14 protein-coding genes and 1 tRNA gene are annotated in these 17,430 nt (G+C 73.1%); 2 read left to right on the top strand and 13 right to left on the bottom strand.

What is annotated here, in order from left to right; all coding sequences use genetic code 11:
- Positions 1 to 77 precede the first annotated feature (77 nt).
- Both OHT74_RS08060 and OHT74_RS08055 read right to left on the bottom strand, forming a co-directional pair.
- The gene (locus tag OHT74_RS08060; protein WP_266662025.1) at positions 78 to 641 is read right to left on the bottom strand and encodes a toxin-antitoxin system, toxin component; all 564 of its coding nucleotides are present in this window, start codon (positions 639 to 641) and stop codon (positions 78 to 80) included.
- Positions 638 to 1,672: a hypothetical protein gene (locus OHT74_RS08055; protein WP_328619847.1), complete on the bottom strand. Its 1,035-nt coding sequence runs from the start codon at positions 1,670 to 1,672 to the stop codon at positions 638 to 640. Before OHT74_RS08055 ends, OHT74_RS08060 begins: the two co-directional genes overlap by 4 nt.
- Before the next feature lie 309 nt (positions 1,673 to 1,981).
- Here OHT74_RS08055 and OHT74_RS08050 point away from each other — a divergent pair, with 309 nt between their 5' ends.
- Positions 1,982 to 2,404 carry a hypothetical protein gene (locus OHT74_RS08050; protein ID WP_328619846.1) on the top strand — a complete coding sequence of 141 codons (423 nt, stop codon included), beginning with the start codon at positions 1,982 to 1,984 and terminating at the stop codon, positions 2,402 to 2,404.
- On the opposite strand, the gene OHT74_RS08045 is transcribed toward OHT74_RS08050, so the two are convergent.
- The gene (locus OHT74_RS08045; protein ID WP_266662004.1) at positions 2,390 to 3,181 is read right to left on the bottom strand and encodes a helix-turn-helix domain-containing protein; all 792 of its coding nucleotides are present in this window, start codon (positions 3,179 to 3,181) and stop codon (positions 2,390 to 2,392) included. The genes OHT74_RS08050 and OHT74_RS08045 overlap by 15 nt on opposite strands.
- A gap of 25 nt (positions 3,182 to 3,206) precedes the next feature.
- On the bottom strand, positions 3,207 to 5,003 hold the full coding sequence (locus tag OHT74_RS08040) for a hydroxysqualene dehydroxylase (RefSeq protein ID WP_328619845.1): 1,797 nt from the start codon (positions 5,001 to 5,003) through the stop codon (positions 3,207 to 3,209).
- A gap of 208 nt (positions 5,004 to 5,211) precedes the next feature.
- Here OHT74_RS08040 and OHT74_RS08035 point away from each other — a divergent pair, with 208 nt between their 5' ends.
- A complete protein-coding gene (locus tag OHT74_RS08035) occupies positions 5,212 to 5,517 on the top strand; it encodes a 4a-hydroxytetrahydrobiopterin dehydratase (protein ID WP_266997932.1) in 306 nt (101 codons plus the stop codon).
- Positions 5,518 to 5,676: 159 nt separating this feature from the next.
- Here the strand turns inward: OHT74_RS08035 and OHT74_RS08030 are convergent, their stop codons facing one another.
- The 9 genes from OHT74_RS08030 to OHT74_RS07990 all read right to left on the bottom strand — a co-directional run bounded on the left by OHT74_RS08030 (position 5,677) and on the right by OHT74_RS07990 (position 17,269).
- On the bottom strand, positions 5,677 to 6,117 hold the full coding sequence (locus OHT74_RS08030; protein ID WP_266662001.1) for an RICIN domain-containing protein: 441 nt from the start codon (positions 6,115 to 6,117) through the stop codon (positions 5,677 to 5,679).
- 10 nt (positions 6,118 to 6,127) lie between these two features.
- Positions 6,128 to 6,976: an aldo/keto reductase gene (locus OHT74_RS08025; RefSeq protein WP_266662000.1), complete on the bottom strand. Its 849-nt coding sequence runs from the start codon at positions 6,974 to 6,976 to the stop codon at positions 6,128 to 6,130.
- 98 nt (positions 6,977 to 7,074) lie between these two features.
- The gene (locus OHT74_RS08020; protein WP_328619844.1) at positions 7,075 to 7,848 is read right to left on the bottom strand and encodes an ABC transporter ATP-binding protein; all 774 of its coding nucleotides are present in this window, start codon (positions 7,846 to 7,848) and stop codon (positions 7,075 to 7,077) included.
- Positions 7,845 to 10,781, bottom strand: a complete 2,937-nt coding sequence (locus tag OHT74_RS08015) for an ABC transporter permease subunit (RefSeq protein WP_328619843.1) — start codon at positions 10,779 to 10,781, stop codon at positions 7,845 to 7,847. Before OHT74_RS08015 ends, OHT74_RS08020 begins: the two co-directional genes overlap by 4 nt.
- Before the next feature lie 10 nt (positions 10,782 to 10,791).
- Entirely contained in the window at positions 10,792 to 12,060 is a 1,269-nt protein-coding gene (locus OHT74_RS08010) for an ABC transporter substrate-binding protein (protein WP_328619842.1), read from the bottom strand.
- 113 nt (positions 12,061 to 12,173) lie between these two features.
- The gene (locus OHT74_RS08005; protein ID WP_328619841.1) at positions 12,174 to 13,997 is read right to left on the bottom strand and encodes an AMP-dependent synthetase/ligase; all 1,824 of its coding nucleotides are present in this window, start codon (positions 13,995 to 13,997) and stop codon (positions 12,174 to 12,176) included.
- Positions 13,998 to 14,213: 216 nt separating this feature from the next.
- Positions 14,214 to 15,794: a serine/threonine-protein kinase gene (locus OHT74_RS08000; RefSeq protein WP_443047696.1), complete on the bottom strand. Its 1,581-nt coding sequence runs from the start codon at positions 15,792 to 15,794 to the stop codon at positions 14,214 to 14,216.
- Between the two features lie 212 nt (positions 15,795 to 16,006).
- Positions 16,007 to 16,091: transfer RNA gene (locus tag OHT74_RS07995), tRNA-Leu, on the bottom strand.
- A 236-nt stretch (positions 16,092 to 16,327) separates the two neighbouring features.
- A complete protein-coding gene (locus OHT74_RS07990; protein WP_266661995.1) occupies positions 16,328 to 17,269 on the bottom strand; it encodes a beta-ketoacyl-ACP synthase III in 942 nt (313 codons plus the stop codon).
- Between the last annotated feature and the right edge of the window lie 161 nt (positions 17,270 to 17,430).

Genomic DNA, 17,430 nt, shown 5'->3' with positions numbered 1-17,430 from the left:
GGCAGCGGCACGTGAGGTGCGTCGGGGGGAAGACGGTGGTCACCGGGGCGTCATCGGTGCGCCGCGGGGACGTGCACTCAACGGCCCCAGCCGAGCGAGGTCTTGATGCGCTCGATCGCCTCGGGGAACCGTTCCTCGCGGGGTCCCGGCAAGTACGCCTTCAGGACCTGGCCGAGGTACAGCCCGAACGTCTCGGCCCGGATCTCCGCCGGATCCTCCCGGTCCGCGCGGGCGGCCGCCTGCCGGACCACGCTGCCCAGTCCGGCCTCCGAGTGCAGCAGCTCGGCGAGATCGCCCCGCTGCCCCGTGAGCCGGGCCGCCACGGCCATGCCCGGGCCGTGACTGTCACACGTGCCTTCCTCCAAGTGCCATAACTCGTGGCAGGCGATGACAAGTTGGTGCTCGGGCCGGGTGCGCTCCTCGATGACGAGCAGGTCGCGCTCCTCCATCTCCAGCCACAGCCCGCTGGCCGTGTCGGGCGGGAATCCGGCGAACCGGAACTCCACCGGCCGGCCGCCGCGCCGGCGGCCGTACGCGGCGCACAGACTCCCGATGATCTCGGCGGCATCGGCCGGCTGCGCCAGGCGCGCATCCGCCAGCAGATCTCCGCCGAGTTTCCGCATGGTCCGTGTGGTCCTCATGGCGCTCCCCCCTCGGCAGCCTTACGGTCGTCGGGCACCGCCGCGTGGAGCGGGCGTCCGCTCTCCGCGCCCGGGCGCCCCAGCCGGCCCTCGCGCGCCAGCAGGTCGTCGAGGTGGTCGGCCAGCGACTTCCAGCCCGCCGGAGAGAGCCGTCCGGCCCGCGTGACGATGCTCCCCACATCGTGCGCCCGCAGCACGGCGAGCATCGGGTTTTCGGCGTTCCGTCCGGCGGTTTCCAGCTCGTGCTCGATCCCGGTGAGTGCGGTGGCGAGCGCCTCGGTGTCGTCGGCCAGCAGGAAGCCGCCGTCGACCCCGTAGAAGCGCTGGATCCCGGCGGCCGCCGCGAGGTTGGGCAGGCCCTCACCGCGCGCGAGACGGGTCAGCGACTGCCCCGATGCGTCGAAGGAGTGGGCGATGGCCGCGAGGGAGTGGGCCTGGCCGTCCGCGCGCAGCCGGGTGCGGCGCAGGTGCTCGAACCGCTGGTGCACCTGCTCCTTCAGCGGGAGCCGGGGCGGTGCGCCGTCGAGGGTGAGCCGGATGTCGTGCGGGGGCATGCCCGTCAGGTACGAGAGGTGCTCGAGGTCGTCCGCGGCCTCGGCGCCGGTGGTGGCGAGGGCGTGTTCCACCGCGCACTGGCTGTCGGCGAGGAGGAAGCCGGAGTAGACCCCGAAGAACCGCTGCACGCCCGCCGCGTGGCCCAGCCTGGGCATCCCGGTGCCCGCGTTGAGGGGGCCGAGGGAGGCGCCGGGCGCGTGGAAGTCCTCCGCGATGGCGGCGAGTGACCACTCCCGGCCGTGCTTGTCGCGGCGGGTGGCCCGCAGCCGCAGGAAGCGCCGGTGGACCCGCCGGCTCAGCGGCGGTTCGGGCGTGGTCCCGGCAACGACCTCGGGGACGAGCGCGGGTTCGACCCCGCAGAGGCGGCTCAGCCGCTCCGGGGACAGCACCTCGGCCGGGTCCCGGCCGCTCCGCTCCGCCAGCGCCGCGACGCGGGCCCACGCCGAGGCCAGGTCGGGTCGGGCGGAGGCTGACACCGTGAGGTTCTCCGTATGCCGAGAGGACGTTCGAGAGCTTCAGCTCCGTGCAGCGTAGCCCGCAGCCCCCGGCGAAACAGGAGATCCCCCACCTTTCTTGCGATGTGAGTCAAAAAAGGTTGGCACGACCCCCGCCGGGCCGGGCATGACCTCGGAGGTAATCGACCCCGGCGCGCAGCGGTGGGCACAGTGGAGCCATCGGGTTCCGAGTCCGCGCACTCGGCCTCGGAACCCGTTCCCACCAGCGCATTCGAGCGCGTGGCCGCCCGCCCGTGCCCCGCCCCGACCTTCGACGGAGGCTGATCCGCCATGTCCGCAACCCTGCTCGGCAGCGTCGCCCGCACCACCGTCCCGCAGACCGCGCTGCGCCGCTTCCTGGCCCTCGACTCCGTGGTCACCACCGGGAACGGCCTTGCGTACGCCGCCTTCTCCGCCCCGCTCGGCCGGTTTCTCGGCGTCGGCCAGGCCACCCTGCTCGAACTCGGCCTGTTCCTGACCCTCTACGGGGCCGGCGTCGGCCTGCTGGCCTCGCGCCGCCAGCCGCCGGTCCTTGCGGTGAAGGGCGTCATCGAGGCCAACTGCGCCTGGGTGGCCCTCAGTCTGGTCTCACTCCTCCTCTGGGACGCGCCCACCACCGCCGGCCTGGTGTGGATCCCGCTGCAGGCCCTCACCGTCGCGGCCTTCGCCCTCTTCCAGCAGCTGGCGCTGCGTCAGGCCTCAAGGCCCCAGTGAGCGCAGGTATTTCACCGTCGCCGCGTCGGCCGGCAGGAGGGTCTCGATGGCCAGCTCGGCGACCGTCACGTCCATCGGCGTGTTGAACGTCGCGATCGAGGAAACGAAGGAGAGCAGGTGCCCGTCGTGCTCGATCACCAGCGGCAGCGCGATGTACGGGACGGCCTCCTCGGGTGCGGCGTCCCCCGGCCGGTCGGCGAGCGGATAGGCGGACACCTCCTCGTACAGCGCGCGCAGCGGAGCGGAGCGCGCCAGCGCGATCTGCCGCTCCATCTGGGCCAGCAGATGCCCGCGCCACTGGGCGAAATTGCGGATCTTCGGCGCCAGGCCCTCCGGGTGCAGGGTGATCCGCATGGCGTTCAGCGGCGGGACCAGCAGGTGCTCCGGCAGGCCGTCGAGCAGCATCGCGATGCCCCGGTTGGCGGCGACGACCTGGTACGCGGCGTCCACGACCAGCGCCGGATACGGCTCGTAGCCGGTCAGCAGCCGCTCCAGGCCCTCGCGCAGCGCCTCCATGGCGGGGTCGTCCAGCGGGGTCTGCGCGTAGCGCGGGGCGTAACCGGCCGCGAGGAGCAGGGCGTTGCGCTCGCGCACCGGTACGTCGAGGCGGTCCGCGAGCCGCAGGAGCATCTCCTCGCTCGGCCGGGACCGGCCGGTCTCGATGAAGCTGATGTGGCGGGAGGAGGAGTCGGCGCGGCCCGCCAGCTCCAGCTGGCTGATGCCGCGCCGCTCCCGCCAGGTACGCAGCAGGGCTCCGACGGACGGGGTGGAGGTCATGCCCACGACGGTAGCCCAGAGGGGGTCAGCCCAGGTCGAAGGCGTTGCGCAGGCCGAGCCGGTAGCGCCACAGGTCGTGCCGCTTGAAGGACTCCACCTCCGGAGCCCGGTACATCGGCAGGACCGCACACCGCTCCGCCTTCGAATCGTCGCGGTCCAGAAGGGCGTTGACGGCAGCGCGGGCCGAGGCGTTGGCGCCCTCCATCGTCGCCAGATCGATGTCGACGGCCACGTAGTCCCCGCTGAGGAAGAAGTTGGGGACCCGCGTGTCCGCGCTCGGCCGGTTGTGGAAGGTGCCGGTGGGGTGGATCAGCAGCTGGTCCTGGTTGGTCGGATTCGGGGTGCCGAGCCCGTCCACCCCCGGGTCCAGGAACCAGGAGTGCAGGGTGCGGTCCGTCAGCAGTGTCTTCCCGGTGTCGTTGAGGGAGGCCTTCAGCTGCGCCCACACCTCGCGGGCGACCTCCTCGCGGGTGCACTGCTTGGCCGTCTTCCCGTACAGGATCCCCGGCTTGTCCCAGTCCGAGATGTCCACCGACAGGCAGTCCACCGCCACTCCGTCGCCGTAGTCGGCCGGGAAGTCGCGGGCCGGCCAGTGCTCGGCCTGCTGGATCGCCGTCAACGACCAGGGCGAGTCGATGCAGTTGAGGTGCCCGTGGACGAGGGGTGCGCGCTCGGTGAGGTAGAACTGGATGCCGGTCATCCAGTCGGTCTCCAGCCGGTCGCAGCGGCCCAGCATCGGGTCCGCGGCCCGCAGCCCCGCACTCCAGGTGCGCCGGGCGTGCTCGACCGGCAGCGCGCTGACGTAGTGGTCGGCGGTGACGGTCTGCCGGGCCCCCGCCGGGTCCAGGACCGCGACCCCGCTCACCCGGCCGTTCCCGTACTGCACCTCCTGCACCGTCCAGCCGATCCTGAACTCCACGCCGAGCGTGCGCAGATGGGCCTCCCACGGATCGATCCAGGCCTCGTTGGTCGGCAGGTTGAGGATCCGGTCCGGCGGCCCGTCCGCCCCGCGCCCCAGCGCGTTGAAGACGAAGGCCTCGCCCAGGGCGCCGACGGTACGGGTGGAGGCCTCCTCGGCCTTGGTCGCGACGATGTTGCGGGTGATGCCCACTGCGAGGATGCGCTGGTACTCGTTCGACATCTGTGCGGCCCGCACGAACTCCCACCAGGGGGTGTGCTCCCAGACCTCGTTGCGGCGCTCGTCGCAGCTGGTGAGGAAGACCAGCACGCGGTCGACGAAGTACGCGGTCTCGTGCGGCGGCAGCCGGACCAGCGACTGGAGGATGCCGGTCAGGGCGCGGCGGATGTCGTCGGGCGTCAGCTCGGCGGGGGAGTGGCCGGGCCAGGGGATGGGCGCGCGCAGGTCCTCCCGGCCGGCGGCCCGGGCGAACATCATCTCGGGCGGGGCGACGAGGTTGTCCCACACGCCGTGGGCGTTGCCGGGGAAGGGGATGCGCCGCATGGTGTCGGGCAGGTTGTGGTAGATGCCCGGGATGAAGCGGAAGCCGTGCTCGGCCGGCAGCGGCCGGCGGCCTCCGCGGGCGCTGCCCGGGACGTCCATGCTGCGGGCCTTGCCGCCGAGCGCGCGGCGCTCGTACACGGTGACGGCGTAGCCGCGCTCGGCGAGTTCGTGGGCCGCGGTGAGCCCGGCGACCCCGCCGCCGAGGACGGCGACGCGGCGGCCGGTGGGTTTCGGTGCCGAGGACTGCGCATGGGCGTGGGCGGGGGCGGCCAGGGCCCCGGAGGCCCCCAGCGCCCCGGCGGTGGCCGCCGCCCCCGCGCCCGCGATGAACGTGCGCCTCGAACTGCCCGTGCGCGTCATGAGGAAGCCCCTTCGGAGTCGTCGGCAGCGTGTGCATTACCGGCGGTAACAGTCACGTCCGGCGCAGGAGCATAGGGGCGACACCGTGGACCCGGAAGGCGCGGAAGTACCCGCACGCACTATGGCGCGAAACCTTCCCTCGGGCGTGCGCTGTGGGAACCTTGACCCCACGTCAGAAATCGGGCCCGAACGGTGAAGGAGCATGCCGATGGCAGACGAGCCGCTTTCGCAGAAGGAGATCGAGGACCGGTTGCGGGAACTCCCCGGCTGGGCCTTCGAGGACGACCGGATCATCCGCACCTACCGGCTGGGCACCCACTTCGCGGCGAGCGCCCTCGTCGCGCACATCGCCGCGGTCCAGGAGGAGTTGAACCACCACTCCGACCTCACCCTCGGCTACAACACGGTCCGGGTGTCGGTCAACACGCACAGCGCGGGCGACGCCGTCACCGGCGCCGACTTCGCGCTCGCCGAGCGGGTCGAGGCCCTCGCCCCCGCCCACGGCGCGAGCTGATACCGACGGCGAAGCCGGGGTACGGGCGACGGGCGGGCGCGGCACCGGCCGATCGGCGCCCGCCCCGCGCCCGGCGCGAACACGCCCGGCGCGAACACGCCCGGCGCGAACACGCCCGCGCGGCACGCTACGACGCGGCCGCCCGCCGCCCCGCCCCGGCTAACCCGGGCCGGGGAGGACCGGCTCCAGGCGCCACCACTGCGACGGCGAATCGGTGTCCTCGCACTGACGGGCCCGGCCCTCCTCGTCCCCCTCCAGCGGCAGCCCGCTGATACAGGCGATCAGGGACACCACACCGGGATCGTCGAGATGCTCCTCGACGATCCACTCCTGCGCGCCGAACGCGTTCGGCCGCCACACCTGGACCCGGGTGCCGCTCTCCGCCGACGCGTTCGCGACATCGAGCCGCTTGTCGTTGTGCACGCTGACGACGTGGACGATCCCGCCGCCGCTGTGCACCGGCGAGATCCGCCACTGCCGGGCGGCCGGGGGCCCGGCCGGCTCCTCGGGCCCCACCCGTACCCGGGTGCCGCCCTCCAGCTGGAGCAGCAGCCCACTGGCCGCGTTGCGCACCAGGTACACCCCGTCGGGGACGCTCACACCGCACTCCTCAGTAGTCGAAGACGGCCGGGTCCGGCCCGATCCGCCGGGCCGCGGGACCCGTACCCGGCGCGTCCAGCGCCGCGAGGTCGGCGGCGTCCAGTTCGAAGCCGAAGACGTCCAGGTTTTCCCGGATCCGCGCCGGGGTCACGGACTTCGGGATCACGATGTTCCCGAGCTGCAGGTGCCAGCGCAGCACCACCTGGGCGGCGGAGCGCCCGTGCCGGGCCGCGACCCCGGCGACGGCCGGGAGCGTCAGCAGCTCCTTGCCCTGGCCGAGCGGGGACCAGGCCTCGGTCGCGATGCCGAGCCGGCGGTGCAGGGCGCGCAGCTCGGCCTGCGGGAAGAGCGGGTGCAGCTCGATCTGGTTCACGGCCGGGACCAGGGAGCTCTCGGCGCCGAGCCGCTCCAGGTCCGCCGGGCGGAAGTTCGACACTCCGACGGCGCGGGCGCGACCGCTCGCCGCGATCTCCTCGAAGGCCTTCCAGATGGCGACGAAGCCTTCGCGCATCGGGCGCGGCCAGTGGATCAGGTACAGGTCGATGTGGTCGAGGCCCAGCTTGGCCAGGGAGTCGTCGAACGCGCGCAGCACCGCGTCCCGGTCCCACGCCTGCGACGGCCCGTTCCACAGCTTGGTGGTGACGAACAGTTCCTCGCGCGGCACCCCGGCCCCGGCCAGGCCCCGGCCGGTGCCCTGCTCGTTGCCGTAGACGGCCGCCGTGTCGATGCTGCGGTAGCCCGCCTGCAGCGCCGCCCCGACCACCCGCTCGGCCTCGGCGTCCGGAACCTGCCAGACGCCGAAGCCGAGCTGGGGCATGAGCGTGCCGTTGTTGAGCGTGATGCTGGGGACCTGGTTCACGTCTGGCTGTTCCCTCGGATCGCGGTCGGTACGGGGGGCGACAACCGGCCGCCCCTGCGACGTATTCCCGCCAGGCCCCGCAGGGATCGGACACACCGTCAGGACGTACCCAGATAGGCCTCCCGGACGAGCGGATCGGCGCGGACCTCGGCGGGAGTGCCCTCGGCGAGGACCGTGCCGAGGTCCAGGACGACCACCCGGGTGCACAGGTCCATCACGAAGGCCACGTTGTGCTCCACCAGCAGCACCGCACACCCCTCCTCCTCGGCCAGCCGCCGCACGACCGCCGCGAGCTGCTCGCGCTCGGGCGCCGCCAGCCCGGACGCGGGCTCGTCCAGCAGCAGCACCCGCGGCGGATCGGCCACCGCGCGGGCCAGCTCGACCATCCGGGCCTGACCGACCGGCAGCCCGCCCGCGTACGCCGCCCCCAGCGCGCCGATCCCGCAGGAGGCGAGCACCCGCTCGCCCTGCTCCCGGCGCCCCCGCTCCCGGCGGCGCCGGGTCGGGGAGCCGAGCAGGTCGGCGGCGATCCCGCCCCCGCCACCCCGCCACTCCTGCGCGACCAGCACGTTGTCGGCCACGCTGAGCTGCCCGAACAGCTGCTGGCGCTGAAAGGTCCGGCGCATCCCGTGCCGGGCCCGCCAGACGGGGGAGCGCCGGGTGATGTCCGCCCCGTCGAGCAGCATCCGCCCCCGGTCGGGCCGCCGGATCCCGGACAGCACGTCGAACAGCGTGGTCTTCCCGGCCCCGTTCGGCCCGATCAGCCCGCACACCTCGCCGGCGCGGACCCCGAGGTCCACCCCGGTGAGCGCCTTCACCCCGCCGAACCGGACGCTGATCCCGGCGCCCTCCAGTACGTAAGGCATCGTCATCGCGCCATCCCCAGATAGGCCGCGGTGAGCCGGTCGGCCTCCACCTCGGCGCGCGGACCGCACCAGGAGACCCGGCCCTGGGAGAGGTACGCGACGGTGTCGGCGACACCGAGGATCCCGGCGGCCTTCTCCTCGACCAGCAGCAGCGCGGTGCCGGCGTCCCGCAACTCGGTGAGCAGCGCGTACACCTCCTCCACGACGCGGGGAGCGAGCCCCAGCGAGGGCTCGTCGGCGACCAGCACCTCGGGCGGGCGCTGCAGCAGCGGAGCGAGGGCCAGCATCTGCTGCTCCCCGCCGGACAGCGCCCCTGCGGGGACGCCCCGCCGCTCCCCGAGCCGGGGGAACCGGTCGTAGACGGCGGTCCGCGCGTCCGCCTCGCGGAGGTACAGCGCGAGGTTCTCCTCGATGGTCAGCGCCGGGAAGACGCCCCGCCCTTCGGGGGCGAGCAGCACCCCGCTCCGGGCGCGCCGTACGGCCCGCTCGCGGGTCACGTCCCGTCCGTGTACGCGGACACTCCCGCCCACGGCATCGACCGCCCCGGCGGCGACCCGGCAGGCGGTGCTCTTCCCGGCCCCGTTCGGTCCGAGCACGGCGAGGATCTCCCCCTTCCGGACGGCGAGATCGACCCCGTGCAGTACGAGCCCCCCGTCGTACCCGGCGGTGACCCCGCGCAGCTCCAGGGCGGGCGCCGTCGGGTCGTGCCCTGACGGGCCTTCCCCCACCCCGCCCCTTCCCGACCCCGCCGAACATGCGGCTCCGCCGCGTGGGGTGGCTCCGCCCCGGACCCCGTACGTGCGCTGCGCGCCCGCGGCACCGAACGCCGGGCGGGCTGAATCAGCCTCGCCGGCCTTCGAGGCGCTGGGGGTGCCCCCAGCGGTGGCTGGGGGAGGGTCCGGGGGCGGAGCCCCCGCCGGGTCCAGGACGGAGCCACGGGACGGGGGGCTGGGGGCAGAGCCCTCGGTTCCGGGAGGGGGCGGGGCGGGGGACGAGCCGCCCCCAGGGCTCCCCGCACCCCCGCCGAAGGCCGCGGCCCGCCGCTTCGCCAGCCGCACCGGAACGGCTGCGCAATACCCGTCCGGATCGTTGGCCAAGGCCAACCCCGCCAGCCCGAACAGGATCACCGGCAGGTGCGCCGACTCCGTCACGTAGTCGGACAGCAGCCGCGGGGCCACCGCGAAGACCACCCCCGCGACCACCGCGTACTGCGGCCGCCGGACCCCCGCGGCCACCACCACCGCCAGCCACACCAGCCCCGTCATCGCCGTGAAGTCCGTCGCCGTGATCCGGGTGTTGTACGAGGCCACCAGCACGCCCCCGAACCCGGCCAGCCCCGCCGACAGCGTGAACAGCAGCAGCTTCGTGCGCAGTACGGAGACCCCCGAGGCCATCGCCGCCGCCGGAGCCGACCGCACGGCCAGCATGGCCCGCCCCGACGGCGAGTTCCGCAGCGCGCTCAGCCCGGCCGCGCACACCGCGACGACCACCACCAGCGCCACCCCCAGCGCCCGGTCGTCCCCCAGGTCCACCGGCCCGAACACCGGCCGCGGGACCGACCACCCGGAGTCCCCGTTCCGCAGCCACCGCAGCTGGAACAGCACCTGGTCCGCGAGGAACGCCAGCGCCAGCGTCGCCAGCGCCAGGGTCCTTCCCCCCAGCCGCAGCGCGGGCAGTGCGACCAGCGCCCCGAGCAGCGCCGCCACGCACGTCCCCACCGCCAGCGCCGCCACGAACGGCCAGCCCCGGCTCATCAGCAGCCCCGCCACCAGCGCGGCCCCCGTGACGAACGTGCCCTGAGCCAGCGACACCATCGCCCCGAGCCCGGTCACCACGGTGAAGGACATGAACACCAGCCCGAGCGCCAGCCCCTGCGCGAGCAGCCCGCTCCAGAACGGCGTGGTCACCGTGTAGAAGGCCACGCACAGCGCCCCGGCGAGCGCCGCCCACACCCCCCACCGCCGTCCCCACGAGGCCCCCGCCAGATGGTCCACGGGCGCCGCGTCCACGGCCGCGGTCCCCGCCGTCCGGGCCCGCCGGGTCAGTACGAGCAGCCCGCCGAACAGGATCAGGAACGGCACCGCCGTCCGGAACCCGGTGATCCCCTCGGCGAACGACGCGTACCCGGCCACCAGGTTCTGCAGCACCCCCAGACCCAGCCCGCCCGCGAACGCGAGCGGTACGGACGCGAAGCGCCCGAGCACCGCCGCCGTCGCCGAAACGAACAGGAACAGGGTGAAGTCGTGCGCCGACAGCCCCAGCAGCGGCGTCGCCAGCACCCCCGCCAGCCCCGCCAGTCCGGAGGCGATCATCCAGGCCACCGACGAAAGCCGGTCGGCGCTGATCCCGCGCAGCTCGGTCAGCGAGCGGTTGTCGACGGCCGCCCGCAGCTGCAGCCCCAGCCGTGTGTGCCGCATCAGCACCCACAGGGCCACCGCCACCACCGCCGTCACCACCCAGGTGATCAGCTGGTCGGAGTCGATGCCGACGCCCTCGTCAAGCTGCCAGGACTTCGCCGGGCTCGGCCCCACGCCCGGCAGCCCGAACTGGTTCTCCGCGGGTTTCACGGGCGCGCCCGCATCCCCCAGCAGCTCGACGGCCCACAGTCCGGCCGCGGGCAGTGCGACCAGCAGCCCGATCGTGGCCACGATCTGCGCGGTCTCGCCGATCCGCGCGAGCCGCCGGAACATCAGCCGGTCCAGCCCCCACCCGAGCCCGGGGGCCAGTACGCACACCACCAGCAGCGCCGCAGGTACCGCCGGCCACCCCAGCCCGGAGTGCACCTCGTAGAAGGTCAGCGCGCACAGGTAGGCGGTGGCCCCGTGCGCGAAGTTGAACAGCCCGGACGCCGAGTACGACAGCACCAGCCCGGTGGCGAGCAGTGCGTACAGGGCTCCGGAGACCAGACCGCTCAGGACGAAGACGAGCAGATCTCCCATGGGACCGCGCCTACTTGAAGGGGATCGGCGCGTGGCACTTGAACGGTACGGACACCTCGTACGCCCCGTTCTTCAGCTGGACCAGTGCACCGCAGCCGAAGCTGTCCTTCTGCCCCTTGGGCTCGGCCCGGTCGCCGACGAGGGTTCCGGTGTCGGAGAAGCTCTGCGCGGCGTTCTGGAAGTGCGTGACGGTGAGGTCCTTGCCCGCCTTCTGCGCAATGGACACGAACAGGTCCGCCGACATGTACCCGGTCAGCATGTGCATGTTCAGGGGCACGTCCTGGCCACCCGAGGCGGCCTTGATGTCCGCCTTGAACCGGGTCATGGCCGGGCTCGTCGACTCGAAGGGCTCGAACTGGAGCAGGACGTGCACCCCGTCGAGGGCCTGCTTGGTGGCATCCTTGGCGAGCAGCCCCGGGTCGTAGTCGGTGGGGTCGGAGAGCAGCCCCTTGTACCCGCTGCGCTTGAGCGCCGTGAACAGGCCGATGTTGTTCGGGGTCTGCATGACGGAGACGACGGCGTCGGGTGCCTTGCCGTCGTTGCTCTCCAGGATCTCCTTCACGTACGCCGACCAGTCGCTCGGCACCGCCGTCGCGGGTACCGAGGCCTTGGCGTACGCGACCTTGAACCCGGCGCTCGCGAAGCCCTGCTGGAAGGTGCGGATGCCGAACTTCCCGGCGTCGCTGTCGTTGGCGATGACCGCGACCGACTTGCCCTCGGCCTGGCCGAGGATCTGGGCGATGCCCTCGGGCCAGGTCTGGTTCAGGGTGCCGCCGGGGGAGGGGACCAGGCAGCCGTTGAACCCGTAGATGTACTTGGGCCCGCAGAAGGAGGGCAGGGTGCCCCAGCCGAAGGTGGGGACCTTCTCCTGCTCCAGGAAATCGGCACCGGAGAAGGTGACCGAGCTCATCGGGGAGATCGCGAAGACCTTGTCCTGCTGGACGAGTTTGCGGGCGGCAGCCATGTTCTTGGCGGGGTCCTGGCCGTCGTCCTCCGCGCCCAGGTACTCGATCGTGCGCCCGTAGATCCCGCCCTCGGCGTTGGCCCTCATGTACCGGGCCTTGGCCCCGAGGTCGGTGTCCTTCTTGCTGTAGCCGCTGGCACTGGTCATGGAGACGATGCCGCCGACCTTGATCGACCGGTCGCTCACCCCGCGGAAGTTGGCGGCCGCGCCGGCATCGGACGTGCGGGGGGAGCTGCTGTTGGAGGCGGAGTTGCAGGCGGAGACGAGCGCGAGCGCCGCCGCCGCGGCGGCCAGGGTGCGGATCGGTCGCAACATGTGTGGGATCCCCTCCGGTCGGAATCCCCGCATTCTGTGGGTGACCTGACGGATCGTCAATATCGCTGACGAAGGTGAAATGACGCACCGTCAGTTAACTGCTGCGGGGGCCGTCAGGGCTGGTAGAGGGCCGCCACCTCCGTCGCGTAGGCCTTCTCGATCGCCCGCCGCTTCAGCTTCAACGAGGGTGTCAGCAGACCCTGTTCCTCCGTGAACTGCTCCGCCAGCACCCGGAAGGTGCGGATCGCCTCGGCCTGCGAGACCAGCGTGTTCGCGGCCACCACCGCCCGCCGGACCTCCGCGGTCAGATCCGGGTCGTGGACCAGCTGCGACGCGGGCATCTGCGGGCGCCCTCGCATCGACAGCCAGTGCGCGATCCCCTCCATGTCCAGCGTGAGCAGGGCGGCCACGTACGGCCGGTCGTTGCCCACGAGCACGCACTGCGCGACCAGCGGATGCGAGCGCACCCGCTCCTCGAGGGCGGTCGGCGAGACGCTCTTGCCGTTGGAGGTCACCAGGATCTCCTTCTTGCGCCCGGTGATGGTGAGGTACCCGTCCTCGTCCAGCCGGCCCAGGTCGCCCGTCGCCAGCCAGCCGCCGCGCAGCACCTCCTCCGTGGCGCGGGGGTCGTTGAGGTACCCGCTGAAGATGTGGCCGCCGTGCAGCCAGACCTCCCCGTCGTCGGCGATGTGCACCGTACTGCCCGGGATCGGCCGGCCCACCGTGCCGTACTTCGTCGCGCCCGGCGGATTCGCGGTGGCCGCCGCGCAGGACTCGGTCAGTCCGTAGCCCTCGAACACCGTGATCCCGGCCCCGTCGAAGAACAGCCCGAGGCGGCGCGACATCGCCGACCCGCCCGACATGGCGTGCCGCACCCGGCCGCCCATCGCCTCGCGGACCTTCCCGTACACCAGCTTCTCGAAGAGCTGGTGCTCCATGCGCAGCGTGGCCGAGGGGCCCGGCCCGACGCCGAACGCCTTCTGCTCGCGCGCCTCCGCGTACCGTACGGCCGCCTCGACCGCCCGGTCGAAGGGGCCCGTACGCCCCTCCGCCTCCGCCTTGCGGCGGGCCGCCGCGAAGACCTTCTCGAAGACGTACGGGACCCCCAGCACGAACGTCGGCCGGAACGCGGCGAGGTCCGGCAGCAACTCGGCGGCCGCCAGCACCGGCTGGTGCCCGAGCTTGACCCGTGCCCGGACGGCCGCCACCTCCACCATCCGCCCGAAGACATGGGCGAGCGGCAGGAACAGCAGCGTGGAGGGCTGCTCCCCGGGCCCGGCCTGGAAGACGGACTCCCAGCGGGCCACCATCGTGTCGGCCTCGTACATGAAATTGCCGTGGGTGAGCACACAGCCCTTGGGGCGGCCGGTGGTCCCCGAGGTGTAGATCACGGTGGCGACGGCGTCGGGCGTGACAGCGGCGCGGTGCCGGTGCACCAGGTCGTCGGCGACCCCGCGGCCGTCCGCGACGAGCGCCTCGACGGCCCCGGCGTCGAGCTGCCACAACCGCCGCAGGTGCGGGAGCCGCTCGATGACGGACCCGACGGTCATGGCCTGGTCCTCGTCCTCGACGACGCAGGCGGTGCAGTCGGAGTCCTGGAGGATCCAGTGCACCTGCTCGACGGACGAGGTCGGGTAGACGGGGACGGGCTGGGCACCGATCGCCCACAGGGCGAAGTCGAACAGGGTCCACTCGTACCGGGTCCGGGACATGACGGCGACCCGCTCCCCGAACCGGACCCCCTGGGCCAGCAGCCCCTTCGCCAGCGCGAGCACCTCGGTGGCCAGCTCCCCGGACGTCACGTCCCGCCAGACCCCGTCGGCCTTGCGCCCGAGCACCACCCGGCCGGGATCCTCCTGGGCATGCCGGAAGACGGCGTCGGCGAGCCCGCCGACGGGCGCCGCCAAAACGACTGGTGGGACGGTGATCTCGCGCATGCCCCGCTCCTCTCCGCGCAGCGCGGCGACGCTACCCCACACCTCCCCGCGGTTGATCACCGTGTGAAGACCTCCACAAGACCTCCTCAGGGAGCTGCGGAAGGGCCGGCCGGAGGTGCGGAAGGGCCGCCCGGGAAGACACTCCCCGCGGCGACGGCCCGGAAACGCCGGGCGCCCCGCCGATCGTGCGCCGCAGGGGGGTACCGGGGCGCGAGCTCAGCCGTTCGCGGCTGCCGGCCCGCCCGGAACGAAGGAGTCCAGCGCCGCGTCGAAGTGGCTCCGCGCCTCCGCGAGCCGGCCGACGGGCGCGGACACCCACACGTCGTACATGCGTCCGTTCTCGTCCCAGCAGACGTCGAAGGTGTGCCGGGCGCCTTCGGCGGCGGTGAAGCCGTTCCAGGTGAACTCCCACAGGGCGGCGGGCAGTCCGTTGTGCGTGGTCGGGACGACCGTGCCGTCGCGGTAGCCGGGGTTGGTGGCCGGGCCGTTCGCGTGCGAGAGCCGCATGACGGCGACCGGCCCGTCGGACACCGCCGGCTTCACCTTGACGCCGATACGGAAGACCCCGTCCGGCGACACGTAGAAGACCCGCTCGTCGTCGGTGGAGCGCTGGAAGCCGTCGGGTACGGCGAGGCTGAAGCCCGCCGGGTCGGACACGGACCGGTACCCGGCGGGCGCGGGCTTGGCGGGCCCGGCCACCGACGGGGGCGCGGTACGGACGGGGGCCGGCGTCGGCGAGAGGGTCTGCGCGGGCTTGGCGTCGGCGGAGGCCCGGCTCCATCCGGAGGCCGTGGCGGTGGGCGTCGTCTCCCGTGCGCCGTCCGCCGACCGGTCGCCGAGCTGTGAGGTGACGGCCACGGCGCCGGCGACCGCGACGGCGAACAGCGCGGCGATCAGCCCCGCCCGCAGAGCGGGCCGGGCCCGCCGGGCCGGGGCGGAGGGCTGCGGGACGTGCTCGGTCGGCGAGTAGCCGCCTGCGGCGTCCGCCCCGGATGCGGTCCCGGTCGGCGGTGCGCTCACCGGACTCGGTGGCGGTACCCGGTCGGCGACGACGGGGACCTTGCCGGTGCTCACGTACGCCGACAGCAGCCGCTCGGCCTCCGCCGCCCCCATCCGCCGCTCCGGGAGGCGTTCCAGCAGGCCGCGGATGACCGGAACCAGCGGCCCCGCCTGCGCGGGCGGCCGGATCTCGTCGTACACGACGGCATGCAGGACCCCGCCGAGCGAATCGCGGTGGAACGGCGACTCGCCGGTCAGCGCCGCGCACAGCAGGACGCCGAGCGACCACAGGTCGGATTCGGGTCCCGCGACCGCTCCCTGCATGCGCTCGGGCGAGGTGTACTCGGGCGAGCCGACGAACGCGCCGGTCTCGCTGATGGTGGTGGACCCGGCGAGCCGCGCGATGCCGAAGTCGGTGAGCACCACCCGCCCGGTCCCGGCCTCCATGAGGACGTTGGCCGGCTTGACGTCCCGGTGGAGCACCCCGCGCGCGTGCGCCGCGGTCAGGGCGCCGAGCATGGCCAGCCCGGTCCGCGCGGTCTCGGCAGGGGTGAGCGGCCCTTCGGCCCCGAGCCGGTCGGCCAGCGAGCCGCCGTCGACGAGCTCCATGACGATGTGGGGGCGCCCGTCGTGCTCCACGACGTCGTGCACGACGACGACGTGCGGATGCCTGACCTGAGCGACGGTCCGGGCCTCCCGCAGCGCGGCCTTGGCGTCCGCACCCCCGTCGACATGGAGCTCCTTGACGGCGACGGGACGCCCGAGGAGCTCGTCGGAGGCCCGCCAGACGGTCCCCATGCCGCCTCTGCCCAACCGCTTCTCCAGGCGGTACCGCCCGGCGATCACGATGCTGCTGTCCGGCCCGTCGTGCGACACGTTGCTTCCCCTCCGACCCCGTGGCGCCCCATGATGCCGCACAACCGGATCCACCCCCGCCGCCCGAGCCGGACAACGCAAGGCCACCGCACCCCCCACGCAAAAAACCCCACCGAAGTGGGGTTTTTGTTTTGTGTCCGAGGGGGGACTTGAACCCCCACGCCCGATAAAGGGCACTAGCACCTCAAGCTAGCGCGTCTGCCATTCCGCCACCCGGACCAGGTGGTCGGCCCCGGTTTCCCGCGGCGACAAGGACAACAATAGCAAAGGATCGGGGTGGTTCCGACCAGGTATTCGGGCCCGGGCCGCTCGCTGACCTGCGCGCATGTCTCCGCGGGGGCGGCGAGACTCCGCGTCTCGCGGGTCGGCGGGCCGCCGCGGTGCGCTCGGCCCTCAGCCGGTCGTCGTTGTGCCGCCACGCGAGGCCCGCTGGGCCCCGGCCGCCGTGGCATCCGCTACGGGCAGCGGATGACCTGGCCCGCGTACGAGAGGTTGCCGCCGAAGCCGAAGAGGAGGACCGGGGCGCCGGTGGGGATCTCGCCGCGCTGGACCAGCTTCGAGAGGGCCATCGGGATGCTGGCGGCCGAGGTGTTGCCGGAGTCCACGACATCGCGGGCGACGACCGCGTTGACGGCGCCGATCCTCGCGGCGAGCGGCTCGATGATCCGCAGGTTCGCCTGGTGCAGGACGACGGCGGCCAGCTCCTCGGGGGCGACCCCTGCCTTCTCGCACACCTTGCGGGCCAGCGGCGGGAGCTGGCTGGTGGTCCAGCGGTAGACGGACTGGCCCTCCTGGGCGAAGACCGGCGGAGAGCCCTCGATCCGCACGGCGTGCCCCATCTCCGGGACCGAACCCCACAGGACCGGGCCGATGCCGGGCTCCTCGCTGGCCTCGACCACGGCCGCGCCCGCACCGTCGCCGGTCAGTACGCAGGTGGTGCGGTCGGTCCAGTCGGTGATCTCGGTCATCTTGTCGGCGCCGATGACCAGGGCGCGGGTGGCGGAGCCGGCCCGGATCGCGTGGTCGGCGGTGGCCAGGGCGTGGGTGAAGCCCGAGCAGACGACGTTGAGGTCCATGACGGCCGGGCTGCCGCCCATGCCCAGCTTGGCGGCGACGCGGGCGGCCATGTTGGGCGAACGGTCGATCGCGGTGGAGGTGGCCACCAGGACGAGGTCGATGTCGTCGGGGGACAGGCCGGCGCCGGCGAGCGCCTTGCCCGCGGCCTGGAAGGCCAGCTCGTCCACCGGTTCGTCGGGGCCCGCCATGTGCCGGGTCTTGATGCCGACCCGGGAGCGGATCCACTCGTCGTTGGTGTCGACCATCGCCGCGAGGTCCTCGTTGGTGATCACTTTCGCGGGCTGGTAGTGCCCTAGCGCCACCACGCGTGAACCGGTCATGGGCGGGGTCCCCCCTCGTACGGAAGTCAGGATCACCCAGCTTGACCTGCTACTGGTGGGTACATGTGCACGTGACCCAACAGGATTACCTGCCCTGAATTTGGAGATTCCGGAGGATCTTCCTGCCGGGAGCACCCTGGAACGGCGATCCGGGAGAATGG

The sequence above is a fragment of the Streptomyces sp. NBC_00354 genome, from assembly GCF_036106915.1.
GTDB lineage: Bacteria > Actinomycetota > Actinomycetes > Streptomycetales > Streptomycetaceae > Streptomyces.
This window is presented reverse-complemented; position numbering and strand designations above follow the sequence as displayed.

Bases quoted from the DNA above. Each gene is read 5' to 3' on its own strand.
- OHT74_RS08060 (WP_266662025.1), bottom strand. From the start codon at position 641: ATGAGGACCACACGGACCATGCGGAAACTCGGCGGAGATCTGCTGGCG.
- OHT74_RS08050 (WP_328619846.1), top strand. From the start codon at position 1,982: ATGTCCGCAACCCTGCTCGGCAGCGTCGCCCGCACCACCGTCCCGCAG.
- OHT74_RS08045 (WP_266662004.1), bottom strand. From the start codon at position 3,181: ATGACCTCCACCCCGTCCGTCGGAGCCCTGCTGCGTACCTGGCGGGAG.
- OHT74_RS08040 (WP_328619845.1), bottom strand. From the start codon at position 5,003: ATGACGCGCACGGGCAGTTCGAGGCGCACGTTCATCGCGGGCGCGGGG.
- OHT74_RS08035 (WP_266997932.1), top strand. From the start codon at position 5,212: ATGGCAGACGAGCCGCTTTCGCAGAAGGAGATCGAGGACCGGTTGCGG.
- OHT74_RS08020 (WP_328619844.1), bottom strand. From the start codon at position 7,848: ATGACGATGCCTTACGTACTGGAGGGCGCCGGGATCAGCGTCCGGTTC.
- OHT74_RS08015 (WP_328619843.1), bottom strand. From the start codon at position 10,781: ATGGGAGATCTGCTCGTCTTCGTCCTGAGCGGTCTGGTCTCCGGAGCC.
- OHT74_RS08010 (WP_328619842.1), bottom strand. From the start codon at position 12,060: ATGTTGCGACCGATCCGCACCCTGGCCGCCGCGGCGGCGGCGCTCGCG.
- OHT74_RS08005 (WP_328619841.1), bottom strand. From the start codon at position 13,997: ATGCGCGAGATCACCGTCCCACCAGTCGTTTTGGCGGCGCCCGTCGGC.
- OHT74_RS08000 (WP_443047696.1), bottom strand. From the start codon at position 15,794: ATGGGGACCGTCTGGCGGGCCTCCGACGAGCTCCTCGGGCGTCCCGTC.
- OHT74_RS07990 (WP_266661995.1), bottom strand. From the start codon at position 17,269: ATGACCGGTTCACGCGTGGTGGCGCTAGGGCACTACCAGCCCGCGAAA.